The organism is Leuconostoc mesenteroides subsp. mesenteroides, assembly GCA_009676745.1.
Taxonomy (GTDB): Bacteria; Bacillota; Bacilli; order Lactobacillales; family Lactobacillaceae; genus Leuconostoc; species Leuconostoc koreense.
Genome location: CP046062.1, coordinates 605,322 through 626,771, shown reverse-complemented (window position 1 = coordinate 626,771; position 21,450 = coordinate 605,322). Strand labels below are relative to the sequence as shown.

Annotated in this window: 22 protein-coding genes and 1 other annotated feature; of the genes, 5 read left to right on the top strand and 17 right to left on the bottom strand. The window is 34.7% G+C overall.

Annotated features, from left to right (window positions below; translation table 11 throughout):
- Positions 1 to 63: 63 nt before the first annotated feature.
- The 7 genes from GJV51_03080 to GJV51_03050 form a co-directional block, all read right to left on the bottom strand.
- Positions 64 to 945 (bottom strand): DegV family EDD domain-containing protein, encoded by an 882-nt coding sequence (locus tag GJV51_03080; protein QGM25009.1) that lies wholly within the window; start codon positions 943 to 945, stop codon positions 64 to 66.
- Positions 946 to 988: 43 nt separating this feature from the next.
- The gene (locus GJV51_03075; GenBank protein QGM25008.1) at positions 989 to 1,327 is read right to left on the bottom strand and encodes a CrcB family protein; all 339 of its coding nucleotides are present in this window, start codon (positions 1,325 to 1,327) and stop codon (positions 989 to 991) included.
- Positions 1,324 to 1,722 (bottom strand): CrcB family protein, encoded by a 399-nt coding sequence (locus GJV51_03070; protein QGM26102.1) that lies wholly within the window; start codon positions 1,720 to 1,722, stop codon positions 1,324 to 1,326. Before GJV51_03070 ends, GJV51_03075 begins: the two co-directional genes overlap by 4 nt.
- A gap of 607 nt (positions 1,723 to 2,329) precedes the next feature.
- Positions 2,330 to 2,698 carry a hypothetical protein gene (locus GJV51_03065; GenBank protein QGM25007.1) on the bottom strand — a complete coding sequence of 123 codons (369 nt, stop codon included), beginning with the start codon at positions 2,696 to 2,698 and terminating at the stop codon, positions 2,330 to 2,332.
- Between the two features lie 10 nt (positions 2,699 to 2,708).
- Positions 2,709 to 3,170, bottom strand: a complete 462-nt coding sequence (locus GJV51_03060; protein ID QGM25006.1) for a hypothetical protein — start codon at positions 3,168 to 3,170, stop codon at positions 2,709 to 2,711.
- Positions 3,171 to 3,385: 215 nt separating this feature from the next.
- Positions 3,386 to 4,249, bottom strand: a complete 864-nt coding sequence (locus GJV51_03055) for an ABC transporter substrate-binding protein (GenBank protein QGM25005.1) — start codon at positions 4,247 to 4,249, stop codon at positions 3,386 to 3,388.
- A gap of 85 nt (positions 4,250 to 4,334) precedes the next feature.
- Positions 4,335 to 5,081 carry a cyclase family protein gene (locus GJV51_03050; protein ID QGM25004.1) on the bottom strand — a complete coding sequence of 249 codons (747 nt, stop codon included), beginning with the start codon at positions 5,079 to 5,081 and terminating at the stop codon, positions 4,335 to 4,337.
- 70 nt (positions 5,082 to 5,151) lie between these two features.
- Positions 5,152 to 5,401, bottom strand: a binding site (T-box leader).
- Between the two features lie 201 nt (positions 5,402 to 5,602).
- Here GJV51_03050 and GJV51_03045 point away from each other — a divergent pair.
- Positions 5,603 to 6,142 carry a DUF1440 domain-containing protein gene (locus tag GJV51_03045; GenBank protein ID QGM25003.1) on the top strand — a complete coding sequence of 180 codons (540 nt, stop codon included), beginning with the start codon at positions 5,603 to 5,605 and terminating at the stop codon, positions 6,140 to 6,142.
- Between the two features lie 81 nt (positions 6,143 to 6,223).
- Here GJV51_03045 and GJV51_03040 read toward each other — a convergent pair whose 3' ends face one another.
- The 5 genes from GJV51_03040 to GJV51_03020 form a co-directional block, all read right to left on the bottom strand.
- Positions 6,224 to 7,594 (bottom strand): FAD-dependent oxidoreductase, encoded by a 1,371-nt coding sequence (locus GJV51_03040; protein ID QGM25002.1) that lies wholly within the window; start codon positions 7,592 to 7,594, stop codon positions 6,224 to 6,226.
- A 177-nt stretch (positions 7,595 to 7,771) separates the two neighbouring features.
- On the bottom strand, positions 7,772 to 8,119 hold the full coding sequence (locus tag GJV51_03035) for a GtrA family protein (protein ID QGM25001.1): 348 nt from the start codon (positions 8,117 to 8,119) through the stop codon (positions 7,772 to 7,774).
- A 283-nt stretch (positions 8,120 to 8,402) separates the two neighbouring features.
- Entirely contained in the window at positions 8,403 to 9,800 is a 1,398-nt protein-coding gene (locus tag GJV51_03030; GenBank protein QGM25000.1) for a flavocytochrome c, read from the bottom strand.
- 169 nt (positions 9,801 to 9,969) lie between these two features.
- The gene (locus tag GJV51_03025; GenBank protein ID QGM24999.1) at positions 9,970 to 10,536 is read right to left on the bottom strand and encodes a pyridoxine transporter; all 567 of its coding nucleotides are present in this window, start codon (positions 10,534 to 10,536) and stop codon (positions 9,970 to 9,972) included.
- Positions 10,520 to 11,323, bottom strand: a complete 804-nt coding sequence (locus GJV51_03020) for a hydroxymethylpyrimidine/phosphomethylpyrimidine kinase (protein QGM24998.1) — start codon at positions 11,321 to 11,323, stop codon at positions 10,520 to 10,522. Before GJV51_03020 ends, GJV51_03025 begins: the two co-directional genes overlap by 17 nt.
- A gap of 451 nt (positions 11,324 to 11,774) precedes the next feature.
- Between GJV51_03020 and GJV51_03015 the strand changes: the two genes are divergently transcribed.
- Positions 11,775 to 13,073: a GHKL domain-containing protein gene (locus GJV51_03015; GenBank protein ID QGM24997.1), complete on the top strand. Its 1,299-nt coding sequence runs from the start codon at positions 11,775 to 11,777 to the stop codon at positions 13,071 to 13,073.
- 5 nt (positions 13,074 to 13,078) lie between these two features.
- Positions 13,079 to 13,804: a response regulator gene (locus GJV51_03010; protein ID QGM24996.1), complete on the top strand. Its 726-nt coding sequence runs from the start codon at positions 13,079 to 13,081 to the stop codon at positions 13,802 to 13,804.
- 152 nt (positions 13,805 to 13,956) lie between these two features.
- Here GJV51_03010 and GJV51_03005 read toward each other — a convergent pair whose 3' ends face one another.
- The 4 genes from GJV51_03005 to GJV51_02990 form a co-directional block, all read right to left on the bottom strand.
- The gene (locus GJV51_03005) at positions 13,957 to 14,169 is read right to left on the bottom strand and encodes a hypothetical protein (GenBank protein QGM24995.1); all 213 of its coding nucleotides are present in this window, start codon (positions 14,167 to 14,169) and stop codon (positions 13,957 to 13,959) included.
- A 5-nt stretch (positions 14,170 to 14,174) separates the two neighbouring features.
- The gene (locus GJV51_03000) at positions 14,175 to 14,351 is read right to left on the bottom strand and encodes a class IIb bacteriocin, lactobin A/cerein 7B family (protein ID QGM24994.1); all 177 of its coding nucleotides are present in this window, start codon (positions 14,349 to 14,351) and stop codon (positions 14,175 to 14,177) included.
- 764 nt (positions 14,352 to 15,115) lie between these two features.
- On the bottom strand, positions 15,116 to 15,280 hold the full coding sequence (locus tag GJV51_02995) for a class IIb bacteriocin, lactobin A/cerein 7B family (GenBank protein QGM24993.1): 165 nt from the start codon (positions 15,278 to 15,280) through the stop codon (positions 15,116 to 15,118).
- Entirely contained in the window at positions 15,273 to 15,473 is a 201-nt protein-coding gene (locus GJV51_02990; protein ID QGM24992.1) for a ComC/BlpC family leader-containing pheromone/bacteriocin, read from the bottom strand. Before GJV51_02990 ends, GJV51_02995 begins: the two co-directional genes overlap by 8 nt.
- A 688-nt stretch (positions 15,474 to 16,161) precedes the next feature.
- Between GJV51_02990 and GJV51_02985 the strand changes: the two genes are divergently transcribed.
- On the top strand, positions 16,162 to 18,309 hold the full coding sequence (locus GJV51_02985) for a peptide cleavage/export ABC transporter (protein QGM24991.1): 2,148 nt from the start codon (positions 16,162 to 16,164) through the stop codon (positions 18,307 to 18,309).
- Between the two features lie 17 nt (positions 18,310 to 18,326).
- Entirely contained in the window at positions 18,327 to 19,676 is a 1,350-nt protein-coding gene (locus GJV51_02980; GenBank protein ID QGM24990.1) for a bacteriocin secretion accessory protein, read from the top strand.
- A 1,022-nt stretch (positions 19,677 to 20,698) separates the two neighbouring features.
- Here the strand turns inward: GJV51_02980 and GJV51_02975 are convergent.
- Positions 20,699 to 21,436 (bottom strand): SDR family NAD(P)-dependent oxidoreductase, encoded by a 738-nt coding sequence (locus GJV51_02975; protein QGM24989.1) that lies wholly within the window; start codon positions 21,434 to 21,436, stop codon positions 20,699 to 20,701.
- Positions 21,437 to 21,450 lie beyond the last annotated feature (14 nt).

Here is a 21,450-nt window from a genome sequence, read left to right as displayed (position 1 = left end):
GTATTCTTAATTATACAATAAAAACCAGTATCAATTTTGGTTGATGCTGGTTTTTATTACCGATTAAATCAAATCTTCCCAATCCCGTGCCCAAATTATACCCATAGCGCCATCACCTGTATGTACGCCAATAAATGCACCAATTACACCACGTTCAAATTTAACAGTGGGATATTCAGACTGTAGATCTTTCAACCATTTATCGCCTAATTTCGCGTTATTGCCGTCAATTACATAGGCCCGAACAGGATAATCGGCTTCTGCTAACGACTGCCGTAATGGTTCTTTTATTTCTTTTAAAGCTCCACTCATCTTGCGTGCCTTACCAACAGCTCCGATTTTCCCTTCGTCTTGAACATCCATGGACAAAATTGGTTTGATATTTAACAAACCACCAATTAACGCTTGTCCCCGTGATAAGCGACCTGTACGTTGTAAATGTGAAATATCATTTACAACAAAGCGAACGTCAACGGTTGATCGTAGCTGTTCTAATGATGTCATAATTTCATCAAGTGAACGCTTCTTCTCCGCCATGGCAGCTGCTAATATAGCTTGTACCCCAGCACCCATTACCGCTATTTTTGAATTCCACGCACGAACTTCATCCATCCCGTCATATGATTGCGCAATGGCATTGGCTGTTTGATAGGTACCTGAAATGCCAGATGAAAGTGTAATCAAAATAGCTTGATTATAACCAGATGCTTTAGCTAAATTCAATGCTTCTTCCCAATCACCAGGAGCCGGTTGAGAAGTAGAGGCCACTTGCTTTTTTTCTTGCATCATTTTAACAAGTTCACCCAAATTATGAATATCTACAGTCTCCTTGTAGACTTCATCCCCAAAAATAATGGGATCGTTCACTTGAAAAATATGATACCGGTTACGAATAGCTACTGGCATTGCCGAAGATGAATCAATAATAACTGCTATTTTACTCATTATTTTGTCCTCTTTAATATGTTTAACTTACTCTGCTGCTCTTTCATAATATCGTGATGAGTGCAGTTCCTGCACTAAAGAAAATCATACCAAAAATGATCTGTAGCGCTAAATACATCACTTGTTGACCATAAGTATATTGACTACTTTGTGTCATCATCGTACTAAACGTCGTTAGCCCCGCAATGACACCAGTAGTCCAAAAGCTATGCATTGCATAGCTTGCACCGGTACCCATAAGATAACCTAGCGCGCAACTGCCAACCATATTAACAATAAATACGGCAGTAAAATATTTCGACTGAACGGACCACGTATTCAAAATAATATACCGCAGCATCGTACCTAATGCCGATCCAATGGCTACTCCTAATATCGTCATACATGTGCCTCACCGATTTTATTGCCAAAGTGATTACCTAATTTCAACATGATAAGGCCGCCACCCAGAGTTAATATCATATAAACTAAAGCATTAGCTGTACTAATGAATAACTGCTGATGTACTTGCCAAATCATTGTACTAAATGTCGTGAAGCCACCTAAAACACCGGTACCAAGGAAAGACTGCCACCGCTCTAACCGACTGCGATGACTCGCTAGATAGGCGCCCAACATTGCTAATAGCAAAGTACCAAGCCAATTGATTAACATCGTCATTACTGGCATTGGTCCGACTATTGGGACTAACCCCAAAAGATACCGTGAGGTTCCACCAATGGCGCCACCAAGTCCAGTAACTAATAGTTCAGTTAGAAAATTCTTCTGATTTTGCATACCATCTATTTTAGCAATTTTATGCTTTTTCAGCAAAATTTTTTCACGTACATTGAAAAAGCAACTACTTAAATTAGTAATTGCTTTTTCTCACACTAGCAAATTTAAAGCCATGCCCACTTAATCCTGAAACAAACTGAATGTTTTTCTTTCCTGGTAAATCGTCAACGATAAAGTGTTCGTCCGGTGACAAATCATAGCTGCAGGGTAGTTTAGTATCAGATTTTTTGCCCAAGTACAAACAGTTATAACAGCCGATTTCTCTATAAATGTCCCTCCATTTGTGGTTTCATGAGCACCCAAACGTTTAACTTCTTTAACATACGTATCAATAATAGCTAGTTCTGATTTTAAATAGCCAGCATTTTTTCTAAAACTACCTTAAATTGATTAAGTGTTGTAAATTGTAACCACCTTTTTCTGGCTTCAGAAGATCTTAGACTTCGATTGGTAACTCATATTTTTCAGCAAAAATTATGATGTTTTTTAAAAAGCTCGATTGCTTAGGTACTATATTCAGTACTCCTGTTTGATGAAACATATCAACTTATGTGTCTGATATGATTGCACATAAAAAGCCCCATGAAATCATAAGGCTATTCTATAATTAAATTCCAGGTAGTTTATTATCTAGTTGATATATTTGTGTTATCTTCTTTGCAATTGGGTATAAATCGTCAATATACATAATTGCTAAAGCATTTAACAGTTTAATAATCATAATATCACTAACATCTTTAAATACTTCTGGCTCTAATTCCTGAAAAAATGCTTTGAAATCAGCTATATTATATCTACTAATATCATTAGTATTTATTAAATAGCTTGTTTGAGACAACACTTTTGAAAATGTCTCGTTAGTACCGCCAAGGTCTTGTATAACAAGTGCAAATGATACTGGTTTTGCATATGAATCACCTAAAGCTGTGGCAATTTCCATCAGAGCATGTGCTTGTAGTCTAGCATCTTCAAACATTTATATAACCTCAAATCAATAATGAAACAGCTCCAGCTAAAGCATTAGCAATACGTGTTGCTCGTTGATTTCCAAGACTTCCTACCAAGCCTCTATAAACAGCATCAAATACAGCCTGTGTCGGAACCTCAGACCTCGATAACAAAGGCTTGAGAGCGTTTGTTACATCATAGTAATATACATTAAACATAGCAGCATCTTTTGCACTGGCATATTGAGACACAACTCTTACAGCAGTTGCCCTATTACGAATAATACCTTTTACTGCCATTTTTCCCAAAAATAAAACACCATATTTCGATTCACTTACAGAAGTACTTCCATAAACATTCCCTGTACATGTTGTGAAAGCATTAACTTGTAATGTTGTTGTTGAATCCGCTGATACTTTTGGAGTTTCAACTGATAAAGCTGTTGCTCCTACAACACCTAAAGTACCTAAAAATAAGGTTACAGACTTAAACATGTTCATAATAATTCCCTCTAATATTTATATTTTGTTATAAATATAGGTACTATATAAACACAAATGCTAAACGTATGTCAACCTGTTTTGTGAAATGAATTACTTTTATATCAAAAGCACTATCCGGTCGTAGAGCTATAATAATGCTAAAGCAGCTAGAAGCTGTATAACCCATCAAAATCATCTAATTTATTAATTATCTGTGAAATTCTAATGATAAACTAATCAGCTAAATAAGAGACAGACTTTTGAACTTCGATTTTAGTTCCATCAAACTTTTTGTTAATATATTTTTGAGCTGCTTTACTATGATATAACTTAACTAACTTTTTAAATTTAGCAGTATTCTTATTCTTTTCTGCTGTGGCTAGAATATTGATATTGTCCTTTGTTGATTGATTTACTTTTTCATAGTAAAGTGAATCTTTCACAACATTCAGTTTCCCTTCTAGTGCAATTGTATTACCAATAAGTGCCGCAGCAATCGAATTGTCTTTAATCACTCGTGGCCCGGTCGTATCATCAATTTCTTTAAATTTAAAGTTGTGTGGGTTGCTCTTAATGTCATTAACGCCAGAAAGGCTACCAAAATTATCTTTTAATGTGATCAATCCGGCTTTTGCTAGCAATTTTAATCCACGTGCCGTGTTAGCTGCATTGTTAGCAATAGCAATTGTTGCACCATCCGGAATATCGTCGATAGAATCATATTTTTCAGAGTAAATACCCATCGGTTCCAGGTATGTCGTTCCTAAAACACTCAACTTGTTCGAGCTATTATTTTTGTTATAAGCCACAAAATACGCATACGATTGAAAGGCATTAACATCAACTTTCCCTTGTGCAGTCGCTGTATTTAGCGAAACACCATCCGTGAAATTCTTAACCTTGATAACGATATTTTCTTTCTTGGTTTCCGGTAGTTTTGCAATATGTTCCCAAATTTGAGCATCGGATCCTATCGATCCGACAGTCACTTCCGTATTATCGGTTGTTTGCACCGTGTTTCTATGAATAGTTACACCCGCTACAATAACAATTCCTGCCACAATAGCTGCTATAACCACCGTTTTCTTTTTTACCATCTCAAATTCTCTTTCTTAATCTTATTAATTAAGATTACATACATATTTAACACGAGATTCAGCCACGTCTACTACTGCAACGTAATCAAACCTCCTCGGGAACTATGGCAAATACTCGAGCTGGAAATCCAGGAGATTTTTCAACTTTTGGTACTGATATTGAAATTAAAGCACCCGTGGCCGGAACTTTATCCAAATTAGCCAATAGTTCAATTTGATAATGACCACTACTCAATACATAGTATTCACCTTCAAACCCTTTTTCTGGTTGTAAAATGGCTGGATCAGTATCGAAGGTTTCATGTCCATTTGCTATTGCTTGGCGTTCTTCATAAATATATTTAAGTGCACCCAAAGACCAGCCAGGATAGTGATTTTGTAAATTATCATCCTTATTTTCAAATTGTTCTTGTGATGGCCAACGCTTCGACCAGTCTGTTCGTAACGCTACAAAAGCTTTGGGTGGAATGGTGCCATGTTCCTTTTCCCATTCTTTAATGTCTTCCGCCGTTAAAATATAATCTGCATTGCTTGCTACTTCACTCGATTTGTCAATGACCACTAATGGTAGTAAAAAGTCTTTCAAGTCGATATCCGAGTCGTATACATTCTGATTTTTATCGAAATGTACCGGTGGATCAATGTGCGTACCATATTGACCTGGGAAGGTATATTGTTTCACAAAAAAGCCATCATCATGCGTAAAAAGTGTTTCAAATTTTGCATCGTCAAACGCTGGAAAGTGTGGACTATCAGGTCCAAATGCATGGGTTAAATCAACCCACTGAAATTCTTTCAAATCTGATAAGATATTATTTAATTTGTTTGTCATAGCTCATTCTCCATTACTTTCTACATACGATAATAAAAAAATCCCATAATCTTTGCCTTTTCTACAAAGATTATGGGACGAAAAATTCGTGTTACCACCCAAATTCTATAAAGTATTACTACTTTATACTTGACAGGTACATCAAAAAAGAGATACCTTAACGCGATAACGGGCGCACCCGAGTGATACCCACAATTATGCTCATACCACTCACTAACGACTCCAAGACCATTTTCAATTCCTTCGTAATACTAACTTTCACCAAATGTTAGTTCTCTTTGATTACTCCTGAAATTTACTTATCTTTTCTTTGTCTCATTTATTTGTAATAACTTTACACTATTTATAATTATTTTGCAACTTTACATTCTCATTATTTTCTAACCTCATGTGTTCTGTTTCACAATTTCTTAATGTCGATAGTTCCCCAATTATATAGCAGAAATCAAATCAATTGACAAATGATTTTAATACCTGTATTATTATCAGTTGTTAAATGATTCACATAAGGGAGAAATATCATGGTTACACTAAATAAACCAGTTGCATCACTAAAGGAGATTATTACTAAAAGTATTTTCTACGGATTTATTGCAGGAATGATTTCAGGAATGGTTAAAATTGGTTGGGAAAATCTCTTGCCACCACGTACATTAGCTCGTAATGCGACTAATCCACCACAACATATGGCTGAACAGCTTGGTATTCCATCTAACCTAGTTCATTCATTCTTTTACTACTCTCAAGATCAAAAAGTATTTTGGTTCACATTGATTCTACATTTTTCATTTGCCATTGCGTTTGCAATACTATATGTATTTGTATCTCAATATTGGTCTAAAATAGCTTTGTGGCAAGGTGCTGCTTATGGTATATTCCTTTGGGTTCTTTGGCATATCATTATTATGCCTGCATTTGGAACAGTTCCGGCCGCATGGAATCAACCTCTAGATGAACATATTTCGGAGTTCTTTGGTCATATCGTTTGGGCATGGTCAATCGCAGTAACCGTCTACTTCTTAATTGCTAAGGATAAGAAGGGACATTTAGAAAACGTATAATTTTGCTTACTAAAAAAGAGACACAACCTATCGAGTTGTGTCTCTTTTTCATAGTCTAGTACTGCATTATTCATAATCTAATTAGAATTTAGGCTCACCAAGTGCGTGTTGTGCCGCTAGGTTCAATAGACTCCACTGTCGGTCAAATCCTGGTTGGAAGAAAAAGTCCGCTTCAGCCAAATCTTCCAAACGAAGTCCTTGTTCGATAGCTAGTGATATAACATTACCTTGAGCTGTTATATCATAAGTCGACAATACCGCACCACCTAAAATACGATGTGTCTGCGGATCATAACCCAACTCGACATAAACTTCGGTGTTTCCTTTTTCTCGAGGCACATAGTTAGGCCGCAAAGTGTCTTGGTAGAATGAGCTTTCCAGAGTAACACCTGCTTTCTTAGCCGTTGTGGTATTTAATCCAGCCGCTGCAAAGTGGTAGTCGAACACACTCAATGCCGATGAGCCAACAACTCCTTTGAAAGGAACTGACGGCTGATTTTCAAATAAATGTGCAATAATATAACGAACTTCACGCCGTACAACTGTTGCTAGTGCGATTGGTAACTTGGTTTGGGCAGGAATTGAATACGATAGAATTGCATCTCCCACAGCATAAACATCTGGTAAGTTGGTCCGTAAATATTCATCAGTTTTAATCCAGCCTCGATCGTCTAAATCAATCACACCTTTCAACCAATTCGTATTGGGCTTAACCCCAGCAGCTTGAATAACCAAATCGCTTGGATACTTTCCCTCATTTGTTTTTACTGCCGTCACTTGGCCAGTTCCTTCATAACTTTCAATACGAACGCCGGTAACCACTTTTACACCTTTATCAGCTAATTCTTTTTCAAGAACGGCTGTTAATTGCGCATCTAAATAATTCCCCAAAGGACGGTCGATCATATCAATTAAAGTAACATTTTTCCCAGCCTTAACACTAGCTTCCGCCGCCTCAAGACCAATGTAACCGGCACCAACAATTGTGATGTTTTTAACATCGGGGTTTTCCAACTTGGCCTTTATACTTGTTGCCCAATCTTTGCCACGCATGAGATAGACATTTTCTAAATCATTCCCTGGAACAGGTAGGCTATTAGGAGTAACACCTGAACTTAATATCAGTTTATCATAGCTATATTTCTCCGTACTACCGGTAGTAATGTCTTTGACAGAAACTATTCTATCATCAGCATCAATTGCCAGTACCTCACGGTTACTGTAAATTTCTGCGCCCAACCGTTCCATATCTTCAGGACGAAAATTACGAACATCATTAACATCAGTAACACTGTTTTCCAAATATAATTCCATGCCGCAAGACATGAATGAAATAAAATCACCAGCCTCAAACAACTTGATGTCAAGGTTTTTATATTTACGAGTGAGTTCTAAAATAGCTTGATGTCCACCATGGGAAGCACCAACTATAATAATCTTTGTTTTTGACATTCCTAATTCCTCCTTAATATTGTTATCGTTTCCTACCTAATATCCTAGAACAATTCTAAACAGAAAGCAATTATTTTGATTTTTGGACAAAAAAAACAGCTATATATAATAGCTGCTCTAAATTAGCTCGTTTTTAAATAACGTCATCACTTTTATTTACAGATAATTAATCCTAAATTAATTGAAAATGATAAATTTCGACATAAAATAATTCACAATCACCGAGATTACTTGTATCAAAATAATTGCTAAAAAACTATTTAACGTCGTACTATTTGATGCGAATTGGTTTACTATTCGTAATGAAAAAGGAAATACTTTGAAATTTATCCGATTCAGAAAGAAAAGATGAATTAAAATATTGCTATATTTTTCAATCATAACATAGGTTAAAAAGAAATCTATTCCAGCCACAAATAAGCGTCCCCAAATGAATTTAACGAACTGAACGAACACGCTTGTTGCTTGGTTGGCTGTAAAAACAAATCGTTTATTCACAACAAAGGCGAATATGGTCGTTGCCATACCCCAGAAAATAATTATTTACGCAAAACCATCTGTCTCCATCCAAATTCAAAGAGTACTTTCATCACTATTAAATAATGTGATCATACTTGAAAATCATCTCATGATATAGTCATCAACTTCACGGAACTTTTCCACGAACCACACTGCATCAGCTTCAATTTGAAATAAGGGTCAATGCTTCACTTCGATAAATATTACCAACATTCACTACTAGCTTGTTATGCAGAAAAAGACCACTGTTTCAGCAACAATATTTCCATGTTTTTCTAAAAAAAGCAATTTATGATAAACGAAAAACATGTTTTGCAGCTTGTTTGCCTGCCTGTCGGCCAAAAACAATTGTTTCGGCAATTGAATTACCCCCGATACGATTATCACCATGTAATCCACCAGCTACCTCACCAGCTGCAAGTAATCCTGGTACAACCCCACCTATCTCATTTAAGACTTCAGTTAAATGATTGATCTTTATTCCCCCCATCGTGTAATGAACGGCCGGTTTAATATGAATTGCATAATAAGGCGATTTTTCAATACCGCGATCCATGCCTATCCGGCGGTCGAACGCTGCATCCTTGGAAATCTTTTGATTCATGTTCCAACTACTTATTGTTTCTTCCAAGTTATCAGAGTTTATACCTATTTTTTTCGCTAGTTCATCTATTGTACTTCCTGAAATAGCTAACCCCTTGGCAATATAAAAGTTGGCCGCTTTAAATGCTTCACAAATACCCTGATCAAATATCAAGATTGCGCCATCCTGCCGCAGATTATTGATAGCCTTAGTCACCTGATCACGCGTAGCCATTTCATTAGTAAATCGTTTACCGAAATGATTAACTAGAATAGCCCCAGCACCACGTAGCCCCTCACCTATTAAATAAACATGATCCGTTTCCTGCTGAGCAGTTGGGTGAACTTGTACCTTATTCATATCAACCAGTGCGCCTCCTACAGCTGTCGCAAGCTTAATCCCGTCACCGGTCGCACCAGAATGATTGGTCGTGCCTACCTTTAATAAATCAGGAGCATACACTGACAGCATTGCACGATTTTGTGCAAACCCACCACTAGCAATCAGAACAACTTTGGCATTAATCGTTTTTTTGCCTACCTGCGGATGCTCAATCTCAACCCCCGAGACATGATTATTATTCTTAACTAAAGATAAGACTTTTGTTTGATTAAAAAGCGGGATACGTTTTTGCGCTAACTGCTGTTGTAACCCTTTCACAAGATAACTGCCAATTGCAGTGGCCCCAGTGGGTCGATGCGCACGTTTTTTGGACATACCGCCTGTCGATACGATCTCATTTAACTCAATATGATGATAAGACAACCATTCAATTGCAGATTCAGTATGTCTCACAAAATATGATAGCAATTCTTTATTATTGCTACCTTTTCCACCCTTGAGCGTCTCTTCATAAAATAGTTCCTGTGAGTCAATTATCTGATATTTTAATTGTGTCATTGTTTCAACAGCATTCATACCAGTAGACGCACGCATTGAATTACCCCCTAGGCTATTTAACTTTTCAAATATAACCACATCTAGCCCTAATTCTTGCGCCTGAATAGCAGCTGCCATACCGGTCGCACCCGATCCAATAACAACAAAATCATATGAATTTTTCAAATTATCAATATCGGTACATGAAAAATTAGATTTATCCATATTTGCTCCCCCCCTTCATTTTATAGTAATTACTCTGCTTAACACTAAATATATTTCTATCTTACTACACTTGATTCGCTTTAGTGTCCATTACTCATAACTGCTATGAGAAAAAAGCTATAATCTTATAGCATAATAAGGTAATAGCTTTTTACCATTAAGTCACAACTTAACCAAAATTGTTTCTTATAAATAGTCTTTTAAACTGTTCAGCCAGTACACGATATATCACAAAGACAACAACTAATGTCGTAATACAATTAATAATAGTAGGGAAAAGAGATGAAATTGTAGCTATTATTGCCGGTTGCAATGTCATCCCTTTAAATAAGCTCATCACAAAATTATGCCCCGTTGTCATCACTAATTTAGCAAGGACAGCTGAAAGAATAACAAACACTAATTTTAAGTTAGTTTCATGTTGTTTATAATTTACTAATGAAAAAACATAAGCTGCAACACCACCAACAACAAAGCACTCAATAAAGTAATAGGGCGCCTCCATGGCATAACCATGCATCACATCAAATAATGATAATCCAAAACCACCAGCCAATGCACCGCGTTTATAACCTAACAGAAGTACTGAAAGGAGCACCGCCGAGTTGCCTAAATGTACAAATGGTTTTCCTATTAGCGCCGGCATCGGAACCTGTATACTGGTTGCTACAAACGTAATACTGGTAAATAAAGCAACTAACACAATATCTATAACTATCCTATTTTGTTGTCTCATGACCATTTTCTCCCTGCCAAACATGGCCTACAAACTGATTAACTCTCACTGCATTTTCTATCGCCTGAAATGTAAAGTTTTTGGCATCAAGAACCGCCTCGTGTATCGATAATCCTTTCACAATATTCGCTAATATAGCTGCAGAAAAAGTACATCCTGCACCATGATTGTAATCAGTTGCAACTATCTTTCGTTGAAATATATCAAAAGTAACGCCATCATACAGCAAGTCTGTAGCTATATTATCATCAAACCGATTACCCGATTTAATGACAATATATTTGATGCCATAGCTAAACAACTTTTCAGCAGCTACTTTCATTTCAGAAATGTTGCTAATAGACGTTACTCCGGTTAACATCGCTGCTTCCAAAATATTGGGCGTAATAATATCCGCTTTGGCTAATAACTTTTCTTTGTAAGTCTCTAAATTAACCGTGCAATCATTATCGATTGATAATTTTGTAGCCATAACGGGATCAACTAACAATACACTGGGTTTCATGTTTTCTAGATAATCAACCAATGTATTAAAGTTATCAATGTCTGAAACCATGCCCACTTTCATACCAGCTAGATCAACCGCCATCGCTGTTTGTAATTGAGCCGCAAATGGATTATTAGGTACTGTATATTGCGTCACTGCCCATGTTTGTGGCGCCATCGTAACAATATTTTCAATAGCCACCAAATTAAATATGTTGTATTTTTCGAAAGTTCTAATGTCCGCTTCTATACCACCGCCGCCACTAGTATCTGACCCACCGATAGATAATATTTTATTCATAATTCTCCCATTTTAATTTTGTCTTGTTATAATTATAAATGCTATTATACTAGTTTACTGGGTGATATCAAATCTATTTTTTATTTAAAAATGCCTCAGACAATGGTAATGACTTGTCTGAGGCATTTATTCTGGCTAAAATATTAGTTCCCGTTTATTTCAAAATATGTCCTTTTGTGGCTAGTCTATTGCAACAAAACGAAACCCAATCACCACCTGTAGTACTGCCTAGCTTATCTTGGCCTAACTTTTCAAATTGTTCTAAAAAAAACATTTTTTTCTCCTCAAATTATACTTTATATTTACTTATTATTTTCCCTAATATCATAGTCTATCACAATAAAATATTCACAAATGGTTATTATATTGTGGTAAATGGTTACTACTTAAACACTTGTGGTAAACGTTTATCTTTTACTGTAAAATATAACTATAATCAAGGGGGATGATTATGTACATTTTATCAGTTACTCATATCCTACTGGGGTTTTGTAGTTTATCAAGTATTGAATTTATCATGTTTTGCACTATAAGTCGAACTAAAATACGCTTGAAAATTTACTTGCTGTTTATCTTAATTGAACTGTTAACAACATCATTCTTAGGCATCCCAGCTCGGATAATACACATCCTAATTCTGATATTACTAGACAAAGAAAAACAAAATCTTAATCTCATCACTTTTTATGCACTATATACCGTGGTATCCGTATCAGCTTTCGGTGCAATAATTCAGTCATTGGGTAAGTGGTTTGGGTTAACATACCTCTTAGAAAATAATATCATATCTATTTACGACAGTATTGCTACGCCAATACTCATAGGAGTTATACAGTTCGGTGTAATCAAACTGATTGCACCGAATCTAGAAATTATACGAAAAAACCAACATTTGCAAAAAAGCAATCGTTTGAAATTTATCAACACACTACTATCCATTAGCTTAATACTTTATTTATCAACCTACCAGTTTAACAATGCTTCATATAAAAATGTGGTTAATATGTTCTTTGTTATTAGTTTAATATCATTATTGGTTTATCTTAAAAATACTACCCAAAATTATTTCAACTTTCAATTAGCGCAGCAAAAACAACAGCAATTAGATCATCTAACAACTTATACAACACAAATCGAAGATCTCTACAAAAGTATTAATGGGTTTCGTCATGATTATGCCAATCTAATCATCAGTTTAGAAACAAGTATACAAGCCGGAGATATCAATCAAATCCGCTGTATATATGAGGATGTATTAAAAAAATCTCCGAATGTATTAAATCATGAGAATCATACCTTAGGATCATTAACAAAAATCGACATTCCTGCTATCAAAAGTATTCTATCAAATAAAATTATTTTAGCCCTAGAAAAGGGTATTCATATAGAATTTGAAATCGAACAAAAATGGTCAACTTGTCACGTTGATATTTTTGATTATATCCGTATGCTAGGTATTTTGTTAGACAACGCTATTGAAGCCAGCGAATCATGTTCATTAGCATTTATTAATATTGCGTTTATTACAGATAATATTAAGCAGGAACATCGTCTCATTATTGAAAATTCAACTAGCCAAGAATTTATTGATATTGGCCAAATTTTTCAAAATGGCGTAACTAGCAAAGGTGCTAACAGGGGCATCGGATTAAACAGCATACAACAGATTTTAAGTAATTATGAACAAGCACATATAGAAACCGAATATAGCAATTATCGATTCCGACAGACATTGATTACACAAGGGTAAATTTTATGCACATCAACATTTTAGAAGATGATATTATACAGCAACAAAAATTACGACGCTACTTAAACGAATTAGTCCAGGAAAACAATTGGTCATGCCAACAGATTAACACTTACTCAAAGCCAGAACAATTATCACAGCACTTAATTAGTAATGGAACGCATCACATATACTTTCTCGATATTGAAATCAAAGGATCGGATAAAAAAGGGTTCCAGGTCGCTAAAGAAATTAGAAAACATGATCCATATGCTGCTATTATTTTTGTCACGACTCATTCTGAATTCTTGCCACTTACTTTCCAATATCATATCTCTGCACTGGATTTTATAGATAAGACGCAAGCATCAAGTGATTTTAAGCAGCAATTAAAGGAATGCTTAACTCATCTTGTAGAAAAAAAACATCAAGATACACCGCTAGATCTATTTCATTATAGTACCTCACAATGCCATTTTCAGGTACCTTTCAATGATATTCTTTTCTTTGAGACAATACCTGGTACACGGCAAATCGCTTTAGTGAGTAAAAATAAACGTATCCAGTTCACTGGTCGACTACAAGACATCGAGACGATGGATGATCGGTTATTCCGCAGCCATCGTTCCTATCTTGTAAATATTAATAAAATTGAACAAATTGATAAAGTCAATAATGAAATTATCCTTCATAATCAACTAACTTGTCTAATTTCCCGAAGAAAAGTACAGGCATTAAAAAACCTCCTGTAACTAAAAAGTCAGGTTTACTGTTAACATCTCAGTAAACCTGACTTTTTTATTTTTTTGTCTATAATTTGAATAGTAGCGTGCTTATTCTTTTTACAACTGAACTATATAAAATAGTATTTTATGTAATGAAAAGAAAATTATATAATATTTATTCACCGAAGAGAAGAAAATTTACTATCCTTTTTTAATGGCCACACAATCAAATTAACAAAAGTTACCATTAGCAAAAAGTGAGATGCTTGCTCCAAGTCTCTTGCAGAAATAATATTTAAGATACCCACATCTGTAAAAAAACGTAGTGATGCAATGACAAAATATACTATAAATGCTCCTAATGCTATTGCAGCGTTCGTATCATCTGACATAATTATTATTTAGCCAAATCCTTCCCAAATTGATATCCTTTATCATAGCCCCACACAAATGCACCGCCAACTCCTCCAGCAATCCATAAACCTGCCACAATCAGAGGAGCTATTCCTCCAGACTCTAGTAATTCTTCAGAATTTAACTCTTTAAAATTATTTAATCTCAGATAGTTATCCATGACTTTTCTCCCAGTCCCACGTTTTTTTATCGTTGCGCAACGAGTAATCCGAGTATACAAAAATTTATTAACAATATATACATAAATGAGGTCAGTGGCTATCTTAGGATAGTAAACGGTAAAATGGGTCCATTTAGGAGTATTAACAACCATTCATGGAACATTCAAAAGCAATTTATAGTTAACCTTCGAGTGACTATTTGAATAATTGCTTAATACCGATTTTACTGCAAAAAATCATGGATTTCTCCACGCCATAAACGTCTACTTATTAAGAGCTGCGCAACGATGGAATTAAATATACACTCACTTGTTGCGTTTTTATATATAAATGGAACGAACGGTCATGTTGAATGGTTAAAAGTCCACCATTCAACACAAAATAACAACCAGAAGCAATGATAATGGTGGTGCTTTTCTAGTTTACGAAATGAGCAATAAAGGGATAGGATAATTTTTTATCAAATAAACCCTAGCTAGGGCGTCTATACCACAATCATGTTCGTCTATTTGTAGAATATAATTTAATTTATTTCCAAAAAAGAACTTACATCGCAGTTATCCACAATATAAGCTCATTCTAATTTTCAAGTCCAACTAAAGTATAAAGCAAGCAATGAAAAAATGTATAATATATAAAAATTTTTGATACTATCAATGATGTTAGTATATATAAGCAATGCAGTAACACTAAGTAAAATAACAAATATCAAACTAAAAATTTTTAAAACACTTTTGCTTGTTATAGTCATAATTTATTTACCTTAATTTTTCTTTGTGAGCGCGTATCCAATAGTATATCCAGCCGCAAAAGCACCACCCATACCAGCAGCCACCTTCAGAACTACAGCGCCACCCACTATTATGGGCACCACGCCACCAACAACTTCAGGAAGTTCTGAGTGATCCAAAGTTTTAAAACTATCCATTCTTCTTTGCTTTATATCCAACATATGCTCCAACTCCCGCTGCTCCCGCTAATAAACCACCTGTTATAACCGCTCCCTTGGTAATAACTACCCCACCGATGATGAGTGGGAAAATACCACCTTCAATTTGTTCAAGCTGTCTGTTATCAATAGTTTCAAATTCAGACAAACTAATCAATGATTGTGAGTTCATAAACTCTCCTTTAAATAAAATATTCCATGTGAAGTGTTATACATGATGATAATAAAATGGACAATACTTTTAATTTATAAATGAAAAATTCTTTATAGTTGGTTTTAGTCAATTACCCCTGAAAAATCCACAAAATTTTTGTTCAATTATTCGGCTTAATTTTACAAGCTATCACTCACTATACATAAGACACACAAGATTACTAAAAAGAATGAAGCTATTACAATAAATTAACACTCTTTAAACTTACAAATAAAACCACTTAAAAGGAAATTAAATATCCAAAATATGACTGCGGCTATAATAGCAGTTAATAAAGATGTTTTTTCTCCCATTATGGTTACAGGTATTAAAAAAATCGAAACATAGTTGCACCGCAATCCATTAATAAATTTTCTTGTGTATGTGTTTACATATAAAAACGAACAATTTCATTTTAAAAGTACTCCGAACTTATTTCACATTATAACAATAGCCTCTTTCTATCGTTGCGCAACGAATACATTAAATATACAACAAAGAATAAATAATGAATACATCATACACTAAATGATCATTTGATTACATTGAACGGTTGAAAGTCCACCATTCAACACAAAATAACAACCAGTTATGATCAATTAATAACAAAATGCCCTTCTCATTATAAAATAAGCTTTTAACGTTATTTTTATAGGAGCGCATAAGTATGAGAAAGTTTCATTATATATCACAACTTGAAGAAAAAGATTGTGGCGTAGCAGCACTGGCTATGATTTTAAAGCGACACGGATCAGATGTTTCATTAGCTAACATTCGTGAACGCTGTCAAACCTCCTTATCGGGTACAACGGCACTAGGCTTAGTGAAGGCCGCTGAATCATTCAATATGGATGTCCGTCCTATTCAAGCTGACCTTACCTTATTCGACATGAAAGATTTACCTCTGCCGTTCATCGCTCATGTTGAGAAAAAAGGTCAATATTTGCATTATTATGTAGTGTACGGATTCACTAAAAACAAAGTTATCATTGCAGATCCAGATCCAACAGTTGCTAAAACCGCAATGACGTTACAAGAATTCTCTAAAGAGTGGACTGGTGTCGCATTGTTCATGTCGCCTTCACCCAAATATAAACCTTTTAAAGAAAATAAAAACAGTATCCTATCCTTTCTGCCAATTATTAGTCGACAAAAAGAGTTAATTGCTAATATTGTCGTCGCTTCTTTGCTAGTCACTTTAATTAGTATCGCTGGCTCTTATTATATGCAACTAGTGATTGATGCTTATATTCCTAGTGCTATGTCTAATACATTAACCGTTGTTTCATTAGGACTCATTGCCACCTATGTGTTACAACAGCTACTTAGTTTTGCTCGCACCTATCTGTTAACTATTATGGGACAACGGTTATCGATTGAAGTCATACTATCATACATACGGCACTTGTTCGAACTACCTGTTAATTTCTTTGCCACACGCCGAACAGGTGAAATTGTAACGCGTTTTAATGATGCCAACACCATTATTGATGCGATGGCAAATACAATTCTCTCACTTTTTTTAGATTTAGGCATCACGATAATTGTTGGCAGCGTCTTAGCAATTCAAAATACAAAACTTTTTCTACTATCCCTAATCTCTTTCCCTATCTACTTCTTGATTGTCTACTGTTTCATGAAACCATTTGAACGATTGAATCAAGAACAGATGTCGAGTAATGCAACACTTAGCTCCTCTATTATTGAAGATATCAATGGTATTGAAACCATAAAATCTTTGACAAGCGAGAAGACGAGCTATCAAAAAATTGATCGTGAATTTGTTGATTATTTAAAAAAGTCCTTTGCCCATCAAAAAAGCGAAGCCATTCAAAGTAGTATTAAACAAGCAACGCAACTCATTCTCAATGTACTCATTTTATGGTTGGGCGCCAAGCTAGTGATTAGTAATCAAATTAGTGTGGGTCAGTTAGTTACTTATAATGCATTACTAGGCTACTTTACCGAACCGTTTCAAAATATTATTAACTTGCAGGCGAAATTACAAACGGCAACGGTTGCTAACAGACGCCTAAACGAAGTATATCTTGTAAAATCAGAGTTTAAAAAATCAGAATCACAAGAACTTCATCATAACAACCCTCATAACATTACAGTTGATGACGTCAGCTATCAATACGGTTATCAAAAAAACATATTACACCACTTTTCAATTAAGATTCCTTTTGGTGAAAAAATCGCCTTGGTCGGTGTTAGTGGTTCTGGTAAATCCACATTAGCTAAACTACTTGTTAACTTTATCTCACCCAATGCTGGCAACATTTTTATTGGTGAACAAAACATTAAACACGTTCAACGACAAAATTTAAGACAACATATTCTTTATCTACCACAAAATCCATACATATTTACTGGAAGCATATTAGATAATTTAACACTAGGTGCTCGTGAAAATACAACACAAGAAGACATCCTACATGCTGTTGCGCTTGCTGACATTAAAGATGACATCGAAAATATGCCACAAAGTTATCAAACCGAAATTTCAGAGGAAGGTGGCATGTCTGGAGGCCAAAAACAGCGTATCGCTTTAGCTAGAGCCCTCCTTAGTAATTCTCAAATACTTATTTTGGATGAATCAACTAGTAATCTTGACGTCGCAACTGAAAAAAAGATTATTGATAATTTATTATCGCTTAAAAATAAAACTATCATTTTTATTGCACATCGCCTGACTATTGCTGAAAAAGTCCAACGCGTTATTCTGCTTGAAAAAGGAATCATCAGTGAAGATGGTAACCATGCCGAACTTATGCATAAAAAATCAAAATACTATCATCTTGTAAAGCATTAATAATGGGAGGTACAACTATGTTCAACGAAAAGCTTTTAGAAAGCTCAGAATTTTATACTAAAAGATATCAAAACTGCACAACACTCATTATTTTTCCAACGCTCATTCTTTTAGTCTTGCTTATTTTGCTTGCTTGTCTTACTCATAAAGAAACAGTTATTAAAAGTACTGGAGAGATAGCACCAATCAAAATACTAAGCACAATACAATCAACAAGTAATAATCCCATCATTAAAAATGAATTGCTTACAAAAAAGGAAATCACTGCTGGAGATATTCTGATTCAATATCAGAACACTGAATCCGATACCAATTTACAATTACAAAAATCAGCGCTTAAAAATATGCAAGAACATGTGCGAGCACTCACTGTCTATAAAGACAGCATCAAACAGGATCAAAATTTATTTACTGCTGAAGATAACTATGGTTGTGCCACATCATACCAAAGTTATCTTGCTCAACGTCGCAGTTTGACAACAGACCATCAGCAACAAATCAATGACCAAGACCACGTCAAGCAGCAACAAACGATTATAGCAGAAGCTATAAATAAGAAAAATTCAGAGCTTAACCAGTACCAAGACCTGATTAATGCCATAATAAAAAACACAAGCCTCTCACCTAAAAATGCCTACTACAACACCTTCTTAGACTACCAACATCAATCACAAGAGTTACCCACTTCACAGGTAGATAAACTAAAAAAAGAAACTGTAACTAGTATTCAACAACAAATTGATTCAATAAATGAGGCGTTAACTAACTATAAGACACAATATGCTGGTTTTTCTTCCACAAATTTAGCAGAAGATGCGCTCACAAACAAGTTCAACGAACTAAAATCACAACAACTAGCCTCTATTACGAAAGAATTAGAAACGCTTAATCAAGAAATTGAACAAACCAAAATACAACACGCTGCAACAGAAACGAGTAGCAAAAATACTATCATTGCTAATGAATCCGGTACGGTCAATTTACTAATGAACAAAACAAAATTAACTAGTATCCCTCAAGGAACTAATCTTGCACAAATATATCCAAACCTCAAAACAATGCCTGAATTAAAAGTTAGTTTTTATATCTCTGCAAATGAAATTTCAGAGATAGTAGAAAATCAGTCAATACGGTATCATTTGGCAGAAAAAAATAGCAAACGCATGGTAATATCAGGTAATATTACAAATATTTCTGCTAATCCTATGACAACAAAAGATGGTAATTTTTATCAAGTCGGTGCTACATTAAACTTACATTCAAAAGACTATCAAAATATTCATTATGGACAAACAGGAACAGTTAGTATCATCACAGGAAAAAGTACTTGGATTTCATATATTAAAAATACGTTGATTCATCAATAACGTGGACAACCTAAAAACGTATCACCTTTTACTCAAGGTGATACGTTTTTTGATTTCTATCCACGAATAGAGCACGAGCACAAACATGACCTAATGAACTCCAATATCAATTGTTGATCATCACAGATCACTCCAATTGAAAAGCACAACCGCCTTGCTGTGTTTTTCAATCGTGAATCTGTACTATTCCAAAAAATTTTCCAAAGCTGATCGACATAAAAATGTGATCTAACATACTAGCTTTTTTACAATTAGTTCATACTCATTAATTTTAAAGATTGAACTACATATGCAAAGGTAATGAGTTTGAATAAATAACAATTTCATTTCATATCCTTCTCCCCGTTAACGCACTTCAATAACAAGAACACTTTATAACTCAAATCAAGTATTCTAAAAAATATAGACTGAGTTACCATAAAAATAAATTCTATGGCGCATGCACATTATCGCCTGAAATTAATTTTTTTCAAAATTAATTCATACAATTCCCCAATTATAAACAACAATTAGCACGATTAAAATCAATCTAAATTTCAAAACATAAACCAAGAACATCAAATAATTTCAATGATTATTTCTTATGATGTGATTTAATATTTTTCATCCTCCTTTTAATCTCGTTGGATCTTAATTCATATAACAATAACTATATACGAAAGATTTATTTTTTCTACTTCAATAACATAAACGGCTATAAAAACGCACTCAACGGTTAAAACATATGTACCGAATTAAAAAAAGGCCTCATAATATCTGACGCCTTTTCATACAATGAACAGTTATTTACTTTTTTGTGCCTTTTTAGCCTTGATTTCTTTTAATAATTTCAAAGCACGATCTCTTGTTTTCGCGTTTGGACTTTTCAATCGTCGATATGCACTGCTTAAATCATTTTTTTCTACCATTATTATTTTTTCCTTTTCGATAAATAGTAACAATTACTTTTAATTATAGTAATTATTACTATTTAAGTCAATAGATTAATAACAACTAGTACGTCAATCTATCAACAACCTATACTAATAAGTAGCCATCGTACTCAAATATGGTACCAAAGTTTCTACTGCTGTTTTTAAGTTATACTTTTTATTATCAAGGTGTACTACTTTACCATTTTCATCAAAAAATTTGCCTGACACTTGCTCTAAAGTATTATTAAGTGCCAAATATGCTCCGACCGGTACTTCTGTGTTGTCTATTTTTTGAGTATATCTCATCAAATCGCTATTTACCTGTCCAGGATAAAAACTATTAACTGTAGTATTGGTATCTTGCAACATTTGATTCAATAAAATCATTAGCAGCGTTTTGTGTGTGATTACCCACGCTGCTCTAAAAAGTGAGCTGCTTTGTATTTCACAAATCGGTACAAACTTTACTGCCTGTGGTTGTCCTGTGATAATCAAAACCCTACTGTTTGCTAATAAGCCACGTAATTTAGTCGTCAGATAGTAATGTGGCAATAGATTCATCTGAATATTTTCTGTTGCGTTCCGTGGAAAAACACCCGCACTATGAATGAATACATCAATATGTGAAACCAGTCGTTTAATTTCGTCAACCACACGCTTACGTTCAGTTTCATTGGATAAATCGCCAGTAATTACTTTAACATGATTGCCCAGTCTCTTCTGAGCTATCTGGGCTTTATATTCATGATGGCCAACAATAATGATATTGTGTCCTTCTTTTGCTATTTCCTTGGCAATAGCAAATCCCACACCAGAAGTACCACCCGTTATAACGATATTTTTCATCAACATTCTCCTTA